We start from the raw sequence: 20,985 nt of genomic DNA, 5'->3' as shown, positions 1-20,985 counted from the left end.
TCGAGATAGATTAAACCCTCACTGGACGTGGTGAGGGTTTCGCCTTTAGCGATGCACGAGGTTCGATATCGAAGGGCGATGCACGATACGTCGTGTGAAGCACGTTGCGCGATGGGTAATATCTGCCTTTGGCCTGGAATTTCTGACTTGAATTCGATGTTCGAGCCTCGCGACTCAAGCTTCAAACTGGCCTTGAAAAGGAGAGTGGATATGCGCCAAGTTAAACTAGGTTTATGGGGGCCGCAAGTTTCGGAGGTGTGCTTCGGAAGCTTAGCCATATCCCCGCTACAAGGACGTGTGACGCATGAAGAAGGGACTTTAGTTCTGAAGTATGCCCTTGAGCATGGGGTAAATTGGATTGATACGGCGGAAATTTATGATAACTATGAGCAAATTGCTGCAGCGACAAAGGGTTATCCCGATGTGCGCATTATTAGTAAATCATACTCCGTCACTGCCGTAGAAATGCGCCAGAGCCTGGAAAAGGCGCGAACTGCTCTCAAGCGGGAAACACTTGATTATTTTTTGCTTCACGAACAAGAAAGCGCCCATACCCTCAAAGGGCATTCAGGCGCTTGGGAAGAACTTCTGAGGGCCAAGGAAAAGGGCATCGTCCGCTGGATCGGCATTTCGACGCATGCTGTTGCCGGAGTCCGGGCTGGAGCGCTCCAACCAGGTCTTGATGTAATTCATCCAATCTTGAATTACCAAGGGTTAGGGATTATCGATGGGAATTTAAGCGATATGCTCGAGGCCATTTCGTTTGCGGCAGATTTAGGTATTGGAATATATGCCATGAAGGTTTTTGGGGGTGGGCATTTAGCCCATGACCCGGAAAAAGCTGTGGCCTTTGTTCGAAGTATTAAGGGTGTACAGGCCATGGCTTTAGGAATGTCTAGCCGGGAAGAGGTGGATTATAACCTTCTTTTGTTGGCAGAGAAGGTTATTCCGCAAGACTTGCAGGAAAAAGTCAAACATAGAGAGCGGAAACTTTATATTGCTGATTGGTGCCAAGGGTGTGGGCGTTGTTTGGAAGCCTGCCCGCAGGGTGCATTGCACCTTGAAGACATGGTCGCAGTGGTAGATACTGAGGCGTGTGTGCTTTGTGGGTATTGTGGGAGAGTTTGCTCGCATTTTTGCCTTAAGATCGTATAATAACTTAATGATTTCTTATACTAGGGGTAGGTTTGCTGGGAGGGGATATTATGCGAATTATGGGGTTGGATTTTGGGTCGAAGACGATTGGCGTGGCGGTGAGCGATGCTTTTTTTTGGACGGCTCAGGGGGTTAAGACGATTAGGCGCTCGAAGAAGGAGATCGATGAGTTGCGTGAACTCATCCGTGAGTATGAGGTTAATGAGATCGTCATAGGCTATCCGAAGAATATGAATGGAACACTGGGGCCGCGTTGTGAAGCAACCTCTGAGTTTGCTGAACTTTTACGTTCGGAGTTTGGGCTTCTAGTGGAGTTATGGGATGAGCGTCTAAGCACGGTAGCTGCGCAGCGGACCCTTCTGGAAGCGGATGTGTCGCGCTCGAAACGGAAGCTTGTGATTGATAAGATGGCAGCTGTTTTTATACTTCAGGGCTATCTGGATCGTAGGCAGAGCAAAAATATTCCGGTGTGAGTATTTGACAATCATTACCTACAATAGTACAATGACCATATCTTTGATAAGAGGTGAATTATATGACTGAACATGATCATGACCATGAGCATGACGCTGAGGAATTTGACACAGTTGTGCTAACAGATGATGAGGGAAAAGACCATGAGTTTCTCCATCTTGATACCTTGGAACTTGAAGGCTCGACATATTTTGTCCTGATGCCTATTTCGGAGGATGAATCCGAAGATGAGGAAGCCGATGAGGCTATTATCCTTAAACTAGGCAAAGATGCTGAAGGTGGCGAAATGCTGCTTGACATCGAAGACGATGAAGAGTGGGAAAAAGTGGCGGATGCTTGGGAAAACCTAGTAGAATCCGAAGAAGAATAATCCTAACATCTACATAGGAAAACAAATAACTCGTTGAGATCATCATCTCAGCGAGTTCTTCTTGTTTATTGAAGAAAAAGGGAAAAAATTCAACGATAAACCTGCAATTCTACGGAGATACTAACGTTGACAAAAGTGGAGGTGTTGGTTATGAAGCACATAAGACAAACATTGACTTTGGCTCTTTATAAAGCTCTGGCTCTTTTTTTTTCGACATTGCTTATTGGAGGATGCTTCCCTACAAACCACATGATTGAGCCGAATAACCCTTCCACTCAAACTTCAGAGAATTCAGGTGTTGGAGCTACAAATCAGATCATTGGTGAGGGAACAAAAGTTGAAAGTTTGGATTTAAGTGGCACGCCCGTCTCTGAAGCACCAATAAAAATAGAGGAATGGGCAAAGGACAAGCTGGAAGAAACGCGTGTACTGTTGTACAATGAAACCGAGATTCCGATAACCTTAAAAGACATAGGTATTGATTTGGATACGCAGAAGACAATAGAAGGGACTCAGGTTGCCCCCGGAACGGTTCTGCCGACTGTACTTAAAGTCGATTCATTGAAAGCAAAGAAGGCGCTTAATGAGAAACTAACGAAATTTAACCAACCGGCAAAAGACGCTTCGTATAAAATCGCTAATGACAAGGTTGTTATAACTTCTGCGCAGAGTGGTCGGACAGTTGACCTTGATCGACTGATTAGCAATATTCAAAAGATACCTCTATCTAAGGTACCGGAACGGATAGATATTCCGATGAAAGAAGTGCCCGCTGCAGTTACCGCTGAGACTGTAAAAAACTTAGCTTTTGATACCGTTATTGGAGAGTATACGACTAAATTCTCAGTTAATGAGAAAAATCGTTCTGCGAATTTGACTGTTGCGGCTAAAGCTATCGATCGAAAAATTCTACGTCCAGGAGAGACATTTTCCTTCAATGATACAGTTGGTCCTCGTGAACCAAGTACTGGGTATAAAGATGCTTACATTATAATTAACGGCGAATATGTCAAAGGTACTGGTGGAGGTATATGCCAAGTTTCCTCAACCCTCTATAATGCTGTGCTTCTAAGTAATTTAGGAGTTGTGGAAAGGGCTCCCCATGAGGTAGCTGTAAGTTATGTTCCTGCCGGTCAAGATGCAACGGTCAACTATCCTAATACTGATTTTAAATTTAAGAATGATACCACTTCATTGGTATATATACGGGCAGATGTTAAACCAGGTGCTCTGACCCTTCGGATCTGGGGTAAGAAGACGGACAAATCCGTACGCATTGAAAGACAAGTGGTAAAGACAATAGCCTATAAGACGGAAAGACGGCTGGATTCTAAACTACCCGCGGGTCGTACTATTCAGGAGCAATTCGGTTCAAAGGGGATTATTGTTAACACTTGGAAGATCATTCGTGATGCTAGCGGAACCGAAACTAAGCAGTTCCTCGGTCGCGACTCGTATGCCCCAGCTAATCGTATTCTGCGCGTTGGAAGTTAGAGTGGGTTCGTGAAAAGTAAGTGGAAAGAGAGAGTGGGAATATGTCCCCAAAAAGAAAAAAAGACGGTGGAAGAGCTTTAGGGGTGTTATTCTTGTTCTCTTAGTCGGGGGCTTTGGATTCTTGTCCTGGTGGTCATGGGCGACAAAGCCTTACGCTCCTACAGGTAATAGAGAGAAGGTCACAATTGCTCCTGGAACAACAGCAGATCAACTCGGAGGGGAATTGCAACAGCGTCATCTCATCCGCAGTGCTTGGGTGTTTAGATGGTTAGCAAAGTCACGAGAAGCTAATTTCAAGCTTTATGTTGGGGATTATAAATTGGCGCCAACAATGTCTCCTGACGAAATAATTAATGAATTGCTTAATGGCCCCGAACTTACAGGTATTAGTCATGTGACTATTCCGGAAGGGTACAATACGGAACAAATTATCTCACTTCTAGTCCAAAAGGGGATTGGGAGTCAAGAAGAATTTACGAAGGTTATTACGGACGATACGTTCTCATATCCCTTTTTACAGGGTGCCCCCAAAGGGATTCACCACTTAGAAGGGTATTTATTTCCGGACACCTATTATATCGATTTGAAAGCAAAACCACATGCTGTGATTGATATGTTTCTTCAACAGTTTGCCAAGGAGCTAACGCCAGAGGTACAGAAGCAACTTGTTTCAAAGAAGCTCTCGATTTCTGACTGGGTTACCTTGGGCTCTTTGATTGAAAAAGAGGCGGTAAAAGCAACGGATCGACCTCTAATTGCTTCAGTGCTAATGAATCGATTAAAGATTAACCAACCCCTTCAAGTGGATGCCACTATCCAATTTATACTGGGCACCCCAAAACCGAAACTTTATAACAAGGATCTGCAGATTCCTTCACCGTATAATACTTATCTTCACCAAGGGCTACCGCCGGGGCCGATTGCCAACCCTGGAGATGCCTCCCTACAAGCGGCATTGCATCCGGCCCAAACGGATTTTTTATACTATGTGGCCAAAAAAGATGGTTATCATGCATTTGCTAAGACGTATGCTGAACATTTGAGAAATATTAAACTTTATCAGTGAGGGTGTGGGAGCAAGATGGTTCTGCACGTTCACCCGAAACTCCGCCGCTGCGCACTGGACATTAAAGCGAAAAAGCTAAACCCTTGTGCTTTCTGCATGTCAACCGCTAACTTTTTCAGGCTTTAACGTCGGCGTGCGCTCGACGCGACTCCGTTTAACGGGATTCACTTTGCAAAATCCATCTCTGCTTTGTTGAATAGAGGCTAGGTATGGGGTCTTTGGAGATGGATTTGCATTGCAGGAATAAGGACCATTATTGGGGTTGTTTAGACATCTCTTGAATTTGTTGAACGTCTTTGTCCCCGCGGCCGGAAAGATTGATGATGATGATTTGGTCTGAGGTCATACTAGGAGCAAGTTTAAGCGCATAGGCGACAGCGTGGGCGCTTTCCAGTGCTGGGATGATGCCTTCGCATTTAGAGAGCCTGTGGAATGCTGCAAGGGATTCTTCATCGGTTACACTTACATATTCGGCACGACCGATGTCTTTCAGGTAGCTGTGTTCGGGTCCAACACCGGGATAGTCTAAGCCTGCTGAAATAGAATGAGTGGCGAGAGGCTCACCTTTTTCATCCGCCATGACGTAACATTTGAAACCGTGTACGATTCCAGGTGCGCCGGCAGTGAGGGGAGCGGCATGCTTTCCTGTTTCTAAACCTAAACCCGCTGGTTCGACTCCTATAAGTTTGACACTCGAGTCAGGAATGAAGTTAGCAAACATGCCGATCGCATTGCTTCCGCCGCCGACGCAGGCCATGACTACATCAGGGAGTTTACCTTCAGCTTCCAGTATTTGTTGGCGTGCTTCTCGAGAGATGATTGCCTGGAAGTGTTTGACCAGTGTTGGGAAGGGATGAGGACCAACAGCAGAACCCAGCATATAAAATGTGTTTTCGAAGTTGGTGGCGAAGTCTCCAAGGGCTGCATCCACGGCATCTTTAAGCGTGCGTGTTCCGGATGTGACGGAGATTACTTTAGCTCCTAACAGTTCCATGCGGAAGACATTTAGGGATTGGCGTCTAGTATCTTCTTCTCCCATATAAATAACACATTCCATGTCAAAGAGTGCACAGGCCGTTGCTGTAGCTACGCCGTGTTGACCGGCTCCAGTTTCGGCGATTACTCGTTTGACTCCCATACGCTTGGCAAGTAGGGTTTGCCCTAGGACATTGTTGATCTTATGAGCGCCAGTATGATTTAGATCTTCGCGCTTAAGGTAGATCTTTGCGCCCCCTAATTGTTTAGAAAGTTTTTCTGCATAGTAGAGAGGGTTTGGGCGCCCAACATATTGGCGAAGATAATAGTCAAGTTCGTCATTGAAAGCAGGATCATCCTTATACTTTTCGAAGGCATCATCCAATTGATCGAGTGCATTTTGTAATTGAGGTGGGACAAAACTTCCGCCGTATTCACCAAAATAACCTTTTTCCATAATAAGATTCCTCCATTTTTATAGTTTTAAAAATAAAAAAACTTTCCGCCCTTAGAAAGGACGGAAAGTTAATTTCCATTATGCCACCTTTTTTGTACAGATCTACATAGTAGATTCTTATACCTCAAGCTTAGATACGGAGTAGGATGTATTCTCATGCATAATTATAAGCAGATGCGGAGAGTCGACCTCTCGATATCCGTGTTTCTGTAACGGGAAACCCCCGGTAGCACCTACTGACGCTAAAGCGTTCGGATTACGACTCTGAGATCCATTCGATCTACGGGAAGTGTATCAGACTTTCACCTTCTCTGACTCGCTTAAACATTCCGCAAAGACTTACTATTTCTCATCATTGTCTTGTAATATTTTTCTGTATTGTAATATGGCAGAGGCTGGACGTCAAGGGGTAATTTGTTAAAAACTACGGGTCGTTGGAGCGAGATGCTTTTGCACGTTCACCCGAAACTCCGTCGCTGCGCACTAGACGCGACTCCTGTGATGGGATTCATTTAGCAAAGCCAAAGCTTTAATTATAATTTTGACTTAAAAATTTAAGAGTCATAAACAACTTATTAATATTCCTTTGTTTATGGTAAACTATATAGATAAGCTTAATTGGATGGGCTTAGAGTAAACGTTAGGGGAATTTTCATGAGAAAACCTGAGTTGTTGGCTCCTGCGGGAGACTGGGAAAAGTTAACGTATGCGCTGGCTTATGGTGCAGATGCGATTTATATGGGTGGTCAAGCTTTTGGGTTGCGAGCTTATGCCGGGAATTTCGGCTTGGATGAAATGGAGAAGGCTGTTCGCTGGACGCATGAGTTGGGGAAGAAGATTTATGTAACTGTTAATATCTTTGCTCACGAAACGGATTTTGAAGAGCTTCCAGATTATCTAAGACAACTAGAAGCACTTGGCGTGGATGGTGCTATAGTCTCTGATCCAGGTATTATTGGGATGGCTCAGGAAGTCGCTCCTCGTCTACCACTGCATTTAAGCACTCAAGCGAATAACACGAATTCGTATTCTGTACGATTTTGGCTGAAGCAAGGAATCGAGCGGGTCGTGCTTGCTCGGGAGTTGACACTTGAGGAACTAAGGGAGATGCGTGCTAAAGTCGAGGGAGGTCTGGAGATCTTTATCCATGGAGCGATGTGTATGTCTTATTCTGGCCGGTGTTTACTGAGTAACTATTTGACAGGTAGGGATGCCAACCGGGGGGAATGTACGCAGCCTTGTCGTTGGGGATACGCCTTGGTGGAAGAAAAACGACCAGGAGTTGTTTTTCCGATTGAGGAAGATGAACGAGGGACTTATGTCTTTAACTCTCATGATTTATGTCTCTTGCCGTACCTGCCTTTGTTAAAACCGATCAATATTGACAGTTTTAAGATCGAAGGTCGGATGAAGAGCGTTCAATATGTTGCCAGTACAGTAAAGGTTTATCGAGAGGCAATCGATACGTTGTGGGAAGAAGGGGAAGAAGTTTTTCAAGCTAAGCTCCCTGAGTGGCTGGCAGAGATGGATAAAGTGAGTCACCGGGACTACTCTGCAGGATTCCTGTTTGGTAAACCGGGAGCTAAATCGCATAACTTAGAGTCTTCTCATTATGTTCGAGATTATGATTTTGTTGGGGTGACCTTAAGTAAGGAAGAAATTGAAACTCTCCCAATATCATCAGATGAAAGTATGGTCTGGATCGAACAAAGGAACCATTTTAAGTTGGGAGAAATTTTAGAGGTTTTGACTCCGCATGAGGTTTCCTGGTCATTCGAGGTTAAGGAAATGTGGGATATTGAGGGGACACCGATAGAAGTGGCTCGCCATGCCCAACAAACGATCAGAATGACCGTACCGAAAGAGATACAAGAGTATAGTATTCTTCGACGGGCGAAAAGAGAGAAAAAATAAGTTGATTAAGGGGACGATGAAATGAATCCCTTAGAGCAAGCAAGTTCTGAGTTTGCGGAAGCAGGTGTTATTGTTAGTGCGCGCTTAGAACGAGTAGAAATGCAGATGTTAGATAAGCTGGTCGAAGGTTTAGGCCATCTCGGCATTGTAACGACTACGAATAAAGCATTGGGAGAAGTTATGATTCAAACGACGAAACAATGTTGGCCGGATCTAAAGAAAGCCATAGAAAACATGCCGTTTGAGATAGAGTTCATTTGACTAATTTATTTGCTTAATTATCTGTTTTTAATGAAAGAACTTTGTTTGATTCTATTTGTTTAAGCTTTGAAAATTTTAATATAGGGAGAATAGCTGATGAACAATCTTGAACTACATAAGGACCCTCAAGTGAACTCTAAGCATACCAATACTGACCTTATCATTAAAGCACACATAAACCGTTCGGAAATTCAAATGTTATGTAAACTGGTTGAGGGTTTAGGGCATCTTGGTATAGTAACGACAACGAACAAAGAGTTAGGAGAAGTAATGCTCCAAACGACCAAGGATTGTTGGCCGGAGTTGAAGACAGCCGTAGAGAATATGCCATTGGAGATAGAATTTTTACCATGTAGTGAACATTGAACTTCAACTGGAAGTACACTCTTAAAATCTAATAACTCATAAAAGAGTAGTAGAGTTTGATCTTTTCTCTTCAAAAAGATGCACAACGAATTAGACTGATAAAATTGAACATGATTTCCTTTGAAAAGGGGCTTACAAAGTCGCTTTTCTTTTTTTGTCAGGATATAGTCTGAGCTGAAGTATAAAATATACAGTATGAAGAAAAAGATCAAGAATCATATATTCTATTGACTATTTTTAGATTAACGGATACGATAAATGTGTTTAAATAGAGCCTAAAGTCCCTGAGAGATAGGCCATAGGTCATAAGGCGATGTTTTGTAAAAATATTGTGTTGAAAATGAGATTTATGTTAAGTGAAAGTAAAGTTTTGGACTCAGTTAATACCGTAGTTTTAGGTTATTGAGATTTGCTTGTGTTTTGTCCGCTCTATAATAGTGTTTTTGATTGCATAAGGAAGTTGGGTAATTGGTAATATAAAGAAATTTAAGTATATTTTGGTTTCTTTGGGTGTTTTTTATCATATGCTTGCAAAAGAAAGGTGTCATTAAGGGAGTATGGAAAAACAACCTAAGCAGAAAATGAGGCTGGGCGAGCTCCTGATGGGAGCAGGAATGATTACGCAAGCGCAGCTTGATGAGGTGTTAGCTGAACAAGGAAAGTCCAGAAAACGGATGGGACAGATCCTTATTGAGCGCAACATTTTAACAGAAGAAGAAATCATGGATACCCTAGCAGTGCAGCTTTCTCTTGAACGGTTTGATATCGCGAAAGCCTTTATTGACCCTGAAGTTGCTCGGAGTATACCTAAAGAAGTTGCTAAGAAATATAATTTAATTCCTTTTGCTGAAAAAGAGGGCAAATTACTGGTGGCGATGAGTGACCCGCTTAACATCTTTGCCATTGATGATATTTCGTTCATTACACATAAACTAATTCAGCCGTGTATAGCTGGCTATGAAGCCATAGAAAAGGCCATTGAGCTATATTTTAGTAAACAATCAACGGATAAAGCCTTAGAAGATTTGAAAAAAGAATACAAGATTGAATTAGATGGAAAATTCGATCAAGCAATTATTGACGAAGTCCAGAGTGCTCCGGCTGTAAGGCTTACGAATTCAATTCTTAATCAGGCTATTACCACTGGTGCCAGCGACATACATATTGAACCTTTTGAAAAAGAAGTGAAAGTCCGATATAGAATTGATGGGGTTTTAGTGGCAAGTATGGCTATACCTAAGAGTCTATACTCATCCGTGTGCACTCGGATCAAAATCATGGCTGGAATGAATATTGCAGAAAACAGAATCCCTCAAGATGGAAGAAATGAAATGGAGGTTGGAGGTCAAAGCTATGATTTTCGCGTTTCCTCGTTGCCTACCGTGTACGGGGAAAAAATTGTCGTCAGAATTCTGGATAGAAATAACTTCCAATTAAATAGAAGCATGCTCGGCTTCACCAGCCATGAGAATGTTCTGCTTAATCGAATACTAAGTCTGCCTTATGGAATTATCTTATTAACGGGACCAACGGGAAGTGGAAAGTCCACAACTCTTTACACGATCTTGAAGGAACTAAACACAGTTGATAAGAATATTGTGACGGTTGAAGATCCGGTAGAGTATACTTTGTTAGGGATTAATCAAGTTCAAGTTAATACCAAAGCCGGACTAACTTTTGCATCCAGCTTGAGAAGTATTCTCAGACAAGACCCTGATATTATCATGATTGGAGAGATGCGGGATGAAGAAACTGCTCATATCGCTGTACGAGCTGCCATCACTGGTCACGTAGTCTTTTCGACTCTGCACACCAATGATGCACCTAGCTCGTTGACGCGCTTAGTCGACATGGGGGTTGCTCCTTACTTAGTAGCAGAAGCTATCATCGGAATCATTAGCCAAAGACTTCTGCGCAAACTTTGTCCCTCCTGTAAGCGAGGGTATCTGGCTGAAGAACGAGAAAAGAAGATTCTGCGAGATCCACACGTTCATAAATTGTACAAAGCGACAGGTTGCCCTGCTTGCAATAATACGGGCTATAAAGGTCGTACCGCGATTCATGAGGTTTTATACTTAGATAATAAAATGCGCAGCATTATAGAAAAAGGTGCTAATGCGGACGAATTAAGGACGTTAGCCCTCAAAGACGGCATGGTGCCGCTTTATGAAAACTGTAGACAACTTGTTTTGAATGGAGTAACCAGCGTCAACGAAATGATACGCACAGTCTATACTAGAGACTGATTCATAATAAGCACAAGAACACTCTGTATCGGCGAAGGTGGTAAGAGTAAAACGATGCCTATCTATACCTTTAGAGCTAAAAACTTAATCGGTGAAGAACTCTCGGGCACTCAGGAATTTAAGTCTCTTGAGGTTCTCAAGGCTATGTTGACAGACCAAGGATATTTTTTAATTGATGCTCAAGTTAAAGGTAAAGAGTATAGCTTTGGCGAATTGCTCACCCGGGTTGATATGAAGGATATTTCTCTTTTCTGTCGTCAGTTTTCAGTTATCTTGAACGCAGGTATTCCGATTGTCGAGGCCCTAGCCATATTGAGAGATCAGGTGGAAAAGAAGAAGTTTCGCGAGACATTAGAAGATGTTCATGACCAACTCCAACGAGGTAACTTATTTTCTAGCACTTTGCAAGCCCATCCGAAGGTCTTTCCAGACTTCATGCGAAACATGGTTGAAGTGGGCGAAGCGAGTGGAACCTTGGATACCATTATGATTAGTTTGGCCGAGTATTATGAAAAAGAGAACAAGCTGCGCCGCAAAATCAAAAGCGCCATGACCTATCCTACTATTTTATTGGTTCTCATGGTCGGTGTAGTCACTTTGTTAATGGTTAAGGTCTTGCCGACATTTGCCAACATATTGCAATCCATGGGAGGCGAACTTCCCGCCTTGACTAAAATCCTCATGGGGATGAGCGGTTTTATGGTCAAGAATATGGAGTTTATATTTGGCATAGTTATTATTGGAGGTGTTGCTGGTAATATTTTGTCTAAAAACGACGAGTTTAGACTTTGGCTTGATGCTCTAAAATTAAAGATTCCCATTGTCAAAGTAACTATTGTAAAGGTCATTACCGCACGATTTGCTCGAAGTATGGGGATTTTACTCAAAAGCGGCATTCCGATTATCCGTTCTTTTGAGATTATGAGTGATTTACTGGGGAATCGGGTGGTAGCCCATAGATTTACTGAATGCCGAGATGAAGTCATGGAGGGCAAGGGGATTTCAGGCTCCATTAAAAAAATGGGAGTTTTCCCTCCGATGCTGATACATATGATAGAAGTAGGGGAAGCCACGGGGCAATTGGATGAGATGCTCACTCGAACAGCTGGATTCTTCGATGAGGAGGTGGAGGAAGCAATCGACAAACTGACGGCGATGCTTGAACCTGCCATGATCGTGATCATGGCAGTCGTCGTGGGCACAGTTGTTATGGCAATGATGTTACCTATGGTCAATATTATGCAGTCGGTTCATTAATATAGGGAGGTTAAAAAGAATGGAACTAAGACAACGTATAGAAAAGTTTAAACAAAGGCAAAAAGGCTTTACTCTTGTAGAGTTGATTGTCGTAATAGCCATTATTGGAATCTTGGCTGGGGTTATGTTACCAAAGTATTTTTCATTTACAGATGATGCTAGAAAGGGAGTGGCGATATCCGAAGCTAAATCCATTAGGACTATAGCTGAAACCTATTACGCTACTTTTGGTCACTGGCCGATAGTGTCTGGTACAAGTAATTTCACAGTTCAAACTGGAGGGGCAGCAGCAGCTAGTGCTACGTATGACAATTCACCGAGATTTACTGGAGATATATCGGGTATTGATGCTACAGATAAAACTATCACCAATGGTTCTTTTACCTATAAAAAAGATAAACAAAGCGCAACTTGTGATGCTAGTGGCGTCGTAAACTAACACAAGCCCCCTTTATGTGGGTATGTCCTTTTGTTCACACTTTTATGCTTGACTTAGTCATTTTCATTAGACAAAACCTCAGCCCTAGACAAGCCAGTATATGCTATCAAAGCCACGACCCCCATATCATAAACACTAACATCATTTCTTATAAAGTGAGGTGTGTATCCTCATAACTAAAAATCGATATTTTTAAAGAATCGTTATTGCTACCCCATACGATTCTTCAAAAAGAAGTCATTAGCATTGTCAAAGGTAATACTCCAAACCATCTCGCTAAAAGGGTCGTCGACCAATGTTTTGGATTTCAATATGAAAGTCATTGTGGTTATAGATATAATTGAAAGGAGTAGAAAAGAAATGGATCATAAAAAACGTTTGAAGAAGCTTAAACGAAAGCAAACGGGCTTTACTCTTGTAGAGTTAATCGTCGTTATCGCCATTATTGGTATCCTGGCTGGTGTTATGTTGCCTAGGTATTTTTCATTCACAGATGATGCTAGAAAGGGCGTCGCGATTTCCGAAGCTAAATCTATTAGGACAATAGCAGAAACCTATTATGCAAAAAATGGAGATTGGCCGAAGATTAAGTATGTGAGTGGTACTTCCGGTCCTTTCACAGTAGGGGATGATACAACAAAATTTGCTGGAACTATTGATCCTGATGATTCTGCTTTTGTTGATGGTGCTTTTGTGTATACTAAAAACGAAATGGAAGCTACATGTGCAGATGACGGTACCATTACTGATACAACGCCATGATGTATTGCTGCTCGTGTATTCTTCGCATTTTGTAATACTAGCAGGAACTTCACTGGAAGTCACCAATTTTCTGGAGAATCGTTATAGACACCCGCCTATAACGATTCTTTCTAAAGGAGTCATTGGTATTGTCCAACAATAGAGGCTTCACGTTAATCGAAATGATGATAGTGCTCGTGATTATCGGACTCATGGCTACAGTGACATATCCTAGCCTGTCAGGGGCTGCAGGTATGTCTAATGAAAATGATCGCGCTAAAAATGAATATGTGGTAAATAAAGCGTTAAGAGAGCACTATGCTTTGACGGGAATTTACCCGAATCAAGGGGTACACGACAGTAGTACTCCAAATCTCACAGAAACAGAGTTGATAACCCTAGCTTCGGATTTAGTTCAGCAAACTGGTGTAAGCTTGAATACTACAAAATACAAATACACTTACGTACTTAATGGAAGTGGAACCTATGATGTCAGCGTGCTCCATGTTGATTTAAATTAATACTGGAGGAATCAATATGGAGGAGAAAAACGCAAATTGCACAAAAAGAACACATGGGTATACGCTGGTTGAACTCATCACAGTATTGGCAATCATGGGTATTTTGGGCACAATGCTAGTGTCAATGTTAAACACTGGGATTCAATTCTATCGCACAGCGGATACGGCTATGGATAATCAAAATAATGCTCGCTTGGCTATGGCTTATATCACAGTGAAAATCAGACAAAATGACGTAGCTAATAAGATATCAGTTATGAGTACAACAGACAATTCAGATAATCCGATTCAGGTATTAAAGATTAATGATGCGAGTAATGTAGCAGGGAATACTTATTTTTGGATTTACGTTGATACCAACACGCATAAGTTGCGGGAACAAACTGGTACAACTTTTAACAAAGTACTGGAAAATGGTAAGGAAATTGCGGATTTATCCTCCGTTGACATTGAGCAACCGGGGGCCAATATTATTAACATCGAAGTCAAATCGATTGACCGTTCTGTTGATTTATCACAGGTTATCACTTTGCGCTCTTCACCTTAGTATCAATCAAGACGCTGTCATGGTAGACGTTTAAAGCTCTTTTATTTATTTGACTAATTTCGAAGTGCCAGGAGGAACATCCATGTTTGGGGAGAACAAAGTTCTAGGAATGGATATTGGAACACGACTAACGAAGTTTGCGCTAGTGAAACAAGGAACTAAACCGGAACTAAAAGCCTGGGGAATTGTTCCCACGCCGTTAGGAAGTGTCTCAGATGGTCTGATTAGAGACAAAGAAGCGGTGCTGGATATGCTGAAGAGCGCCATCAGCGAGTATAAGCTGATGGCCAAAAAAGTCGCTGTCACGCTTCATTCCTCAACCATTATGCTCCGAGAGCTTAATATGACTGCTCTAAAAGATGATGAGATTGAACCAGCTGTTCAATTTGAATTAGCTCAGAGCTTTCCCGATATGGTGCAAACGCATTCGACTGCTTTCAAGATTTATACCAGAACCAGTGAGCTCCTTAATGGGATTACGACATCGTGCCCGAAAAAAATTGTAGATAGCTACGTAGAGCTTTTTGATAATTCGGGTATTGGTCTAAAATATGTGGATGTCAATGCCAACAGTTTGGCTAAAGCTTATAATTGTTTTATTCAGTCCCCCGTGCCAGGGGATTCGGTTCTATTAGTTGATCTCAGTTACACCATGTCTCAAGTTAATGTTTTAGTGGATGGAAAGTTAATCTTAAGTCGCAGTGTTTCTGGCGGAGGTTCTTTCGTCGATAGTTTGATTGTCAACCGGTTTGAGATCACGATGGAGGAAGCGGAAACAGCCAGACAGAGCGGATATAAAAATCTGTCAATTAGCCAGGAGGAACTCGATTCTTGCCTTCGACTTGGGTATTCAGCTGTGGAGGAGCAGATTCGACAAACCCTGGATTATATACGTTATAGTAAGCTCCAAGATGGGATTAAGACTATTCGTCTTTCGGGTGGGGGTAGTAGTTTTCCGGGTTTAGAGGCGTATTTTAGTGGGATGTTCAGAACCCCTGTTTATATAGCACAATCGGATAGTACCCCCCTTGAAGTCTCCGATAAATTTTTTCTACTGATGCCAGCGATTGGCGCGGCTTTAAGGGAGGACTAGTGCTTTGAAGGATATTAACCTAATTTCACAGTCCCAGCAGCAAAAGAAGGACCGTCAGAATTCAGGGATTAGCCTACAGTTGGGGATAGCCTTTTTAGTTGTTCTCGCATTAGGAATGGTGGGATATGGAATTTTGACCTTTCTAGAGGTTAGGTTAGCTGCGAAAGAAATGGCCATCGAACAGCAGATCAAGGCCGCCTCTCCGATTGTTACAGTGAAGAAAGAGATCCAAGGCAAGCAGGATAAGATTAATCAGCTCTCCGGAATAGTCGATTTAGTGTCAGCCCGCTCTACATTGAACACAAGAGTATTAGATGGCATTTCCAGTGTGATGCCGGAGAACGTTTTTATCGTCAACTATGCCCTCGATCAAACTGGCAACTTGAACATCATCGGCAAATCAAAGGATATGGACAGCATCGCCTATTTTATAGCCAAGCTGAAGGGAAGCGGGTTGTTTAGTAATGTTTATTTAGGTAATGTGGGTGGCAGCACTAACAGTGGCAATACAGATCCGAATGCTGAAACAACTGAGTATAATTTCGCAGCGATTTTAACCTTGGAGAAGTGAGGAAAAGTCATGAAGCTGAAGATTGATTTATCTAAACTTAAGAATCTTGACTTATCGCTCAAGTCGCTTAAGTCACTCAAGCTGACCAAGAAGATGCCAAACTTCGTGCAAAAAGCAAAAACCAAACGTTTCAATTCATCCTCACTTAGTCTTTCCAAAAGGGACTTTATTCTTTTAGGTCTATTGGTGATAGGGTTGGAAGGGTATGGATTATATAATTATCTCCTAAGTCCTAAGTGGCAGGAATACAATAGTTTGCAGACGCGCTACGCAGCAGAACAGGTCATCGCTGCTAATTTTGAAAAAGACATGGTCCAGAAAAATCAATACATTGAGAATCTCAATTTATTGAACTATAAGCTGAGCGGCTTGAAACGGCAAGTCCCTACCGAAATTCCGCAGGAGGAGATTGTCCTAACGCTTAACAAATTAGCTAAAGCCAGAAAACTGGATATTAATGGGATGAATCTAAGCGCTATTTCCGCAGTGAGCAAGCAAGATTTTGCGGCTGGGAAAACATCGTCTGTTCAGTCTCGGGACACCGGCAAAGTAACTACGCCAACGAGTGTTGACAGCGAGATTCAAAATAGTAGTCAAGGAACTATGTCAACCAGTACTGCGAATGACAGCAAAGCTAGTAAGTCAAAAGCAAAGGTAGTTGCTAATATGGTTTTGGTGGAGGATGTAGATGTTTCCTTTTCTGGTAATTATGGGGCTTTATATAATTTTATTAGTGATTTGGAACAGAGCGAACGCAAAATCATTGTCAAAGAAGTCAGCATGACCCGAGGGAGTGGTGGCTTATTGAAAGGAGAACTCAAGGTTCAGTATGTAGGATACACAACTCCGGAGGATGAGAGCACCTATTCTTTAGCTATTCCCCCAATAAATGGTAAAGATAGCCCGTTTATAGCTTATCCAGGATTTATGGAGAAGGTTGCTTCAGCTACCGATTCCGATGCTCAAACATCAGTTGCTAGTACGACCGCCCCCGTAAAGACTATCAATCCTAGTTTCTATCTCATTCTCAATACCGTGGAGGATAATGCTCCGAAGGTGATCCTGGGTGATTACACCAAGAATGGCACGGAACTTTATAGTAATGTGAATGATAGAATAACCGGTAAAATTTCAGTTAGCGGAGACATAGATAAAATGACCTATTCCTATGCGCTGGGCAACTCGACCCAAACAAAAGAAGGAAAGCTGATAATAGATGGAGGAAAATTAAGACTGGATGTCATATCGCAACAGCGCACGAAGGTTACGGACAAGGCGGGAATAACATTGGACGTAGATAATAAAACAAACTATCCGTTGGAGATTAATGTTATTAACGATGACAAGAATAATCCACGCTTTAGGATTGGCAATAAAACCGGCATCGTTGAAATGAAGTAGGTGGTCAATTTGCATAATGATAAGGGCTTTACGCTGGTCGAAGTTGTTGTGGCAGTGGCTATAGTCGCCATTGTTTCAACAGCACTCTTCCAGATGTTTGTGACATCGAGCTATGTAAACGCAGATGCCCAGCTTATGGATATGGCTAATACTGTTGCTGTTAAACAAGTTGAAAGTTTTAAAGCTAATCCAGATGCCTATGATCCTTCTGCAAAGTATTACAATAGATCAGGAAACGAGTGTAGTCGTACTGATTCAGCTATTATGATTGAGAGTAAGATGGATACCGATTTAAATGATAATAATAATGCTGCATATGGTTATCCGGATTTTGTTAATTCCGCCGGTTCGTTCACTCTAACAACTGACATTGATGTAACGATAACCCAGTCCTATGAGGTTTATGTAGGTACTTTAAAACTATGCGACTATGCAACGTCTAAATCAAAAGTAGTTAATAATACTCTGCCTATAAGAGTGGATTTCCCGGCTGAAGAATCTCCACATACTATAAATTTAACAAATGAATCTGATGTAATGGCAAGCTTCTATATTTTTGATGCAAATGTTAGTAATGCAAATTTCGAAAATGTAAATACCAATGTCATCATTAATGCTCTTCAAGGAGCTTATAGTATATCGTTTGTTCCCGCTACCAGTTCTAGTTCGAGTAATAATGGGTACGTTTTGACACTTACTGTCTCTAGAATAAACAAGGGCGTTAGTGAAGAGATGTTCAAATATTCAACAAAAAAGTATCATTGATCTATAAGTTTTTCAGAATGGAGCTAAACATATGAAATTCTGGACAGGCAACAATCTGAAAAGTGAAAATGGCAGCGCCTTGATTATGGCTTTGTTTGTAATTCTCACCTTAGGCACCTTTGCTACAGTATCCCTAATGACGAGCGTAGCCAATATCCAAATGAGCTCAAAATATAGGAACTGGTCAAAGGATTATTATACCCTTGACAAGGATGCGGAGAATAAGGTCAATGATGTCAACGAGCAGCTGGAAAATGCTGAAACGAATGCGCAAAAATATATGGCTGGACATTATTATACCTCAGAAAACAATCCCTCGGACCCATCATTAAACATTAACAATTTTCAGGATACTGTATATGCCCAATGGCTAAATATCATGGAATTGTCGGCTTCGGACACTGTTTCGGACACTGAATTGGATGCTGCAAAGAAGGCGTTTATGGCTAACACGTTAACAAGCCTTTATTATTATTACAGTGCTGATCTACTTCAAGATAATTTGTCTCAAGCGGATGGGTTTTCAATACCTCAGAAGAACCTGGCAGGGTTGTTTTCCAATAACCTAGATAATTTAAAGCTTGCAGTAAACATCGATACAATAGATCCTTCAGTAGAGGGAAAGGCTGTGTCGGTTACACTCAATGTACAGTTTCCGACCTATAAAATGATTCAACAAACTCAAAAAGTAATTTTTAAAGGAAATCCGATCTGGACAAATGCGATTACAGCTGCTGGAAGCATAGGCTTTACAAGTGGAACAAGTTCCAACCCGATCAAGATCTATGGAGATTTGTTTTCGGCAGACACGGATGAGTTTCCCGGAGATACGGATTATTTTTATAATCAAAAAGATCAAACGCCCCTTCTTAATGACAATTATGTTTTAGCTTTTGGCGTATATAGTAAGGGGGGGGCTAATGCTGAAATATACGGCAATGTCAATTCCAGGGGAAATCTCCATGTTATTGGAAGTGATTCCCAAATAAATGTTCATAAATATCGTGATACTAATACTACTTTGAAGAACAACGTGTATTCCAATAGTAATACTGATAACCTTAACGACAAATTGTTTTTTGATTATGCAGCACTGAAAGCTGATAATCTTATGACTGATTCCTCTGATAGTTATATTGAAGGACGCCCTTCTTGCACAACTTCTTTTCCCTTAATTAATGAAGATATATCCGGCGGAAATGTTTATTGCTATAGCTTGTCTGTGGATGGAAACTATGCAGATCAAGATGTTAACAATGGTGCTATTAACGTAGACGGGAATGTGACCACTTTTAATGATATAAAGATGGATGGTTTGCAATCCGAAATTACAGTGGCCGGAAATTACATTGGGATTAATTCGGAAACTATTCATGGGGATCCCAATGCCAGCAGCACAGTGATTAATAATACAGCTCTTTCAGCGGATGGAAGTGCTAATGGGAGCGAAATAACCTTGAATGGGAAATTCATAGTGCCGGGGACTGCGTATGCTCAATATGCAGGAGTTAAGAAAAATGAAATGTTAAGTTTTATTTGGCCATCCTCTGATCAGAATGATCCCTGGTTAAATAAACAGTACTATCAAACTGGGGAAAGTATAACTGCCCGTAGCGCTGATATCTATGGTGCCTACATGGCGCCGATTACCCACCCGCTATCAGGGTATACTTATTCCTTCGAACCATTCACAAATGATCATAAACCCCAGTCTGATGAAGCGCTGAATGAATCGGAAATTAATCCCTACTACTTAATGAGGGGGCAAGGAGATACATCTGAAACTGAAGATAGTCCAATACCAAAGATGAATCAATTGGCTAATTATCTTAACGAAAATTATTCAGATTCTGTTGTCACGAACATTTTTTCAGGGTTTCCTAACGGGTACTCCTTCGGCGAAGCATTACTCCATATTAAAGGAACTGATAACGAAGATCACGCGTCTTTATATGGACCGTTCGGCAATTCGATCGACAATAATGCAGTAAATTACAGTGCTTACTCGGCCTTTAGAAGTTCCTTATATAATACATTTGTCTCAAAAACATGGAATCTTGGAACCGTAAATAAACTGGCCTCCAGTTTTGGCGATGTTTTCGTAGATAAGTCTGTAATTTTCGATGAAGACGGTAATTTGAAAATAAGCACCGGCATAGATCAATTGGATGATCCAAGTTCTTTTGCCTATATCAATCAGGAGGATACTAGTCCTCGCACCTTGAATCTCAATATAACTTATAATGGAATGCTTTATTGTGACGGCGATCTTAATATAAGTGGAGATGGAATGTTTAATGGAATTATCTATTGCGTGGGGAACCTTAAGATAACGGGCAGCGGCAAGTTCAATGGGGCAATTATCTGCGAAGGTAATGTAGAAGTATCAGATAATCCAACTATCTCCTATGATGAAAAGGTGATCGAATCGGTCATGGTATCCGACGGAAAGGCAAGGCAGTTTTTTGCTCCGGGGGCTATGGGAGTGGATAATAAACCTACTTCCACTATGTATGACGGGGCGGTTCGAACTGATGTGAATGTTAAACGCTTCCAGATTGTTGAGTGGAGGGAGGAACAGCAGCCGTAATCATATTATTCTCGAATAATAATTGAAGTGATGGATGTTTATTTAATGCATTTGCAGTCAGTAAATAGATTCCAGGGAGAAGTTACTAATTACGATCCAAACTGGTGTTTACATAAGCAATTTACTACGACTACTATAATGAAATTACCTCGACTTCATTACGCACAAGCAGTAAAAAAATGATGCCGTACATTATAAATTCTTGTATGGAAGGAGATACAGCAGTAGTCGGCCTGGTGAAATTAGCATAAAATGGAATTCAAGATGGTATTTATAATAACC

General features: G+C 41.7%; 20 protein-coding genes. 19 read left to right on the top strand and 1 reads right to left on the bottom strand.

Annotated elements, in window-relative coordinates; translation table 11 throughout:
* Nucleotides 1-210 precede the first annotated feature (210 nt).
* The 5 genes from DOT_RS07210 to mltG all read left to right on the top strand — a co-directional run bounded on the left by DOT_RS07210 (nt 211) and on the right by mltG (nt 4,559).
* Nucleotides 211-1,155, top strand: a complete 945-nt coding sequence (locus DOT_RS07210) for an aldo/keto reductase (RefSeq protein WP_009616399.1) — start codon at nt 211-213, stop codon at nt 1,153-1,155.
* A 50-nt stretch (nt 1,156-1,205) separates the two neighbouring features.
* The gene (gene ruvX / locus DOT_RS07205) at nt 1,206-1,628 is read left to right on the top strand and encodes a Holliday junction resolvase RuvX (RefSeq protein ID WP_009616397.1); all 423 of its coding nucleotides are present in this window, start codon (nt 1,206-1,208) and stop codon (nt 1,626-1,628) included.
* A 62-nt stretch (nt 1,629-1,690) separates the two neighbouring features.
* Nucleotides 1,691-1,999, top strand: coding sequence for a DUF1292 domain-containing protein (locus DOT_RS07200; RefSeq protein WP_009616394.1), 309 nt, complete (start codon nt 1,691-1,693; stop codon nt 1,997-1,999).
* Between the two features lie 150 nt (nt 2,000-2,149).
* Entirely contained in the window at nt 2,150-3,493 is a 1,344-nt protein-coding gene (locus DOT_RS07195; RefSeq protein ID WP_009616390.1) for a VanW family protein, read from the top strand.
* Between the two features lie 88 nt (nt 3,494-3,581).
* Nucleotides 3,582-4,559, top strand: a complete 978-nt coding sequence (gene mltG, locus DOT_RS07190) for an endolytic transglycosylase MltG (protein WP_040411498.1) — start codon at nt 3,582-3,584, stop codon at nt 4,557-4,559.
* Between the two features lie 253 nt (nt 4,560-4,812).
* On the opposite strand, the gene trpB is transcribed toward mltG, so the two are convergent.
* Nucleotides 4,813-5,991, bottom strand: coding sequence for a tryptophan synthase subunit beta (gene trpB, locus DOT_RS07185; protein ID WP_009616382.1), 1,179 nt, complete (start codon nt 5,989-5,991; stop codon nt 4,813-4,815).
* Nucleotides 5,992-6,645: 654 nt separating this feature from the next.
* Here trpB and DOT_RS07180 point away from each other — a divergent pair.
* From DOT_RS07180 to DOT_RS07115, 14 genes are all read left to right on the top strand, one after another.
* The gene (locus tag DOT_RS07180; RefSeq protein WP_009616380.1) at nt 6,646-7,905 is read left to right on the top strand and encodes a U32 family peptidase; all 1,260 of its coding nucleotides are present in this window, start codon (nt 6,646-6,648) and stop codon (nt 7,903-7,905) included.
* Between the two features lie 21 nt (nt 7,906-7,926).
* The gene (locus DOT_RS07175; protein ID WP_009616378.1) at nt 7,927-8,166 is read left to right on the top strand and encodes a DUF4911 domain-containing protein; all 240 of its coding nucleotides are present in this window, start codon (nt 7,927-7,929) and stop codon (nt 8,164-8,166) included.
* A gap of 96 nt (nt 8,167-8,262) precedes the next feature.
* On the top strand, nt 8,263-8,532 hold the full coding sequence (locus DOT_RS07170) for a DUF4911 domain-containing protein (RefSeq protein WP_009616377.1): 270 nt from the start codon (nt 8,263-8,265) through the stop codon (nt 8,530-8,532).
* A gap of 557 nt (nt 8,533-9,089) precedes the next feature.
* The gene (locus tag DOT_RS07165; RefSeq protein WP_040411496.1) at nt 9,090-10,778 is read left to right on the top strand and encodes an ATPase, T2SS/T4P/T4SS family; all 1,689 of its coding nucleotides are present in this window, start codon (nt 9,090-9,092) and stop codon (nt 10,776-10,778) included.
* Between the two features lie 54 nt (nt 10,779-10,832).
* Entirely contained in the window at nt 10,833-12,035 is a 1,203-nt protein-coding gene (locus tag DOT_RS07160) for a type II secretion system F family protein (RefSeq protein WP_009616373.1), read from the top strand.
* A 19-nt stretch (nt 12,036-12,054) separates the two neighbouring features.
* Nucleotides 12,055-12,474 (top strand): prepilin-type N-terminal cleavage/methylation domain-containing protein, encoded by a 420-nt coding sequence (locus tag DOT_RS07155; RefSeq protein ID WP_009616371.1) that lies wholly within the window; start codon nt 12,055-12,057, stop codon nt 12,472-12,474.
* Between the two features lie 360 nt (nt 12,475-12,834).
* On the top strand, nt 12,835-13,236 hold the full coding sequence (locus tag DOT_RS07150; protein ID WP_009616367.1) for a prepilin-type N-terminal cleavage/methylation domain-containing protein: 402 nt from the start codon (nt 12,835-12,837) through the stop codon (nt 13,234-13,236).
* Nucleotides 13,237-13,364: 128 nt separating this feature from the next.
* On the top strand, nt 13,365-13,736 hold the full coding sequence (locus DOT_RS07145) for a prepilin-type N-terminal cleavage/methylation domain-containing protein (protein ID WP_009616366.1): 372 nt from the start codon (nt 13,365-13,367) through the stop codon (nt 13,734-13,736).
* 16 nt (nt 13,737-13,752) lie between these two features.
* Nucleotides 13,753-14,283, top strand: coding sequence for a DUF4860 domain-containing protein (locus tag DOT_RS07140; RefSeq protein ID WP_009616365.1), 531 nt, complete (start codon nt 13,753-13,755; stop codon nt 14,281-14,283).
* Nucleotides 14,284-14,365: 82 nt separating this feature from the next.
* Nucleotides 14,366-15,376, top strand: a complete 1,011-nt coding sequence (pilM, locus tag DOT_RS07135; RefSeq protein WP_009616364.1) for a pilus assembly protein PilM — start codon at nt 14,366-14,368, stop codon at nt 15,374-15,376.
* A gap of 4 nt (nt 15,377-15,380) precedes the next feature.
* Nucleotides 15,381-15,947 carry a PilN domain-containing protein gene (locus tag DOT_RS07130; RefSeq protein ID WP_009616362.1) on the top strand — a complete coding sequence of 189 codons (567 nt, stop codon included), beginning with the start codon at nt 15,381-15,383 and terminating at the stop codon, nt 15,945-15,947.
* A 9-nt stretch (nt 15,948-15,956) separates the two neighbouring features.
* Nucleotides 15,957-17,348 (top strand): hypothetical protein, encoded by a 1,392-nt coding sequence (locus DOT_RS07125; RefSeq protein WP_009616360.1) that lies wholly within the window; start codon nt 15,957-15,959, stop codon nt 17,346-17,348.
* Between the two features lie 9 nt (nt 17,349-17,357).
* Nucleotides 17,358-18,113, top strand: coding sequence for a prepilin-type N-terminal cleavage/methylation domain-containing protein (locus DOT_RS07120; protein WP_009616359.1), 756 nt, complete (start codon nt 17,358-17,360; stop codon nt 18,111-18,113).
* Nucleotides 18,114-18,144: 31 nt separating this feature from the next.
* Complete coding sequence (locus tag DOT_RS07115; RefSeq protein ID WP_009616358.1) at nt 18,145-20,703, top strand: DUF2572 family protein; 2,559 nt, start codon at nt 18,145-18,147, stop codon at nt 20,701-20,703.
* Nucleotides 20,704-20,985: the final 282 nt, after the last annotated feature.

This window comes from Desulfosporosinus sp. OT (assembly GCF_000224515.1).
In the GTDB taxonomy this organism is placed as follows: Bacteria; Bacillota; Desulfitobacteriia; order Desulfitobacteriales; family Desulfitobacteriaceae; genus Desulfosporosinus.
This window is presented reverse-complemented; position numbering and strand designations above follow the sequence as displayed.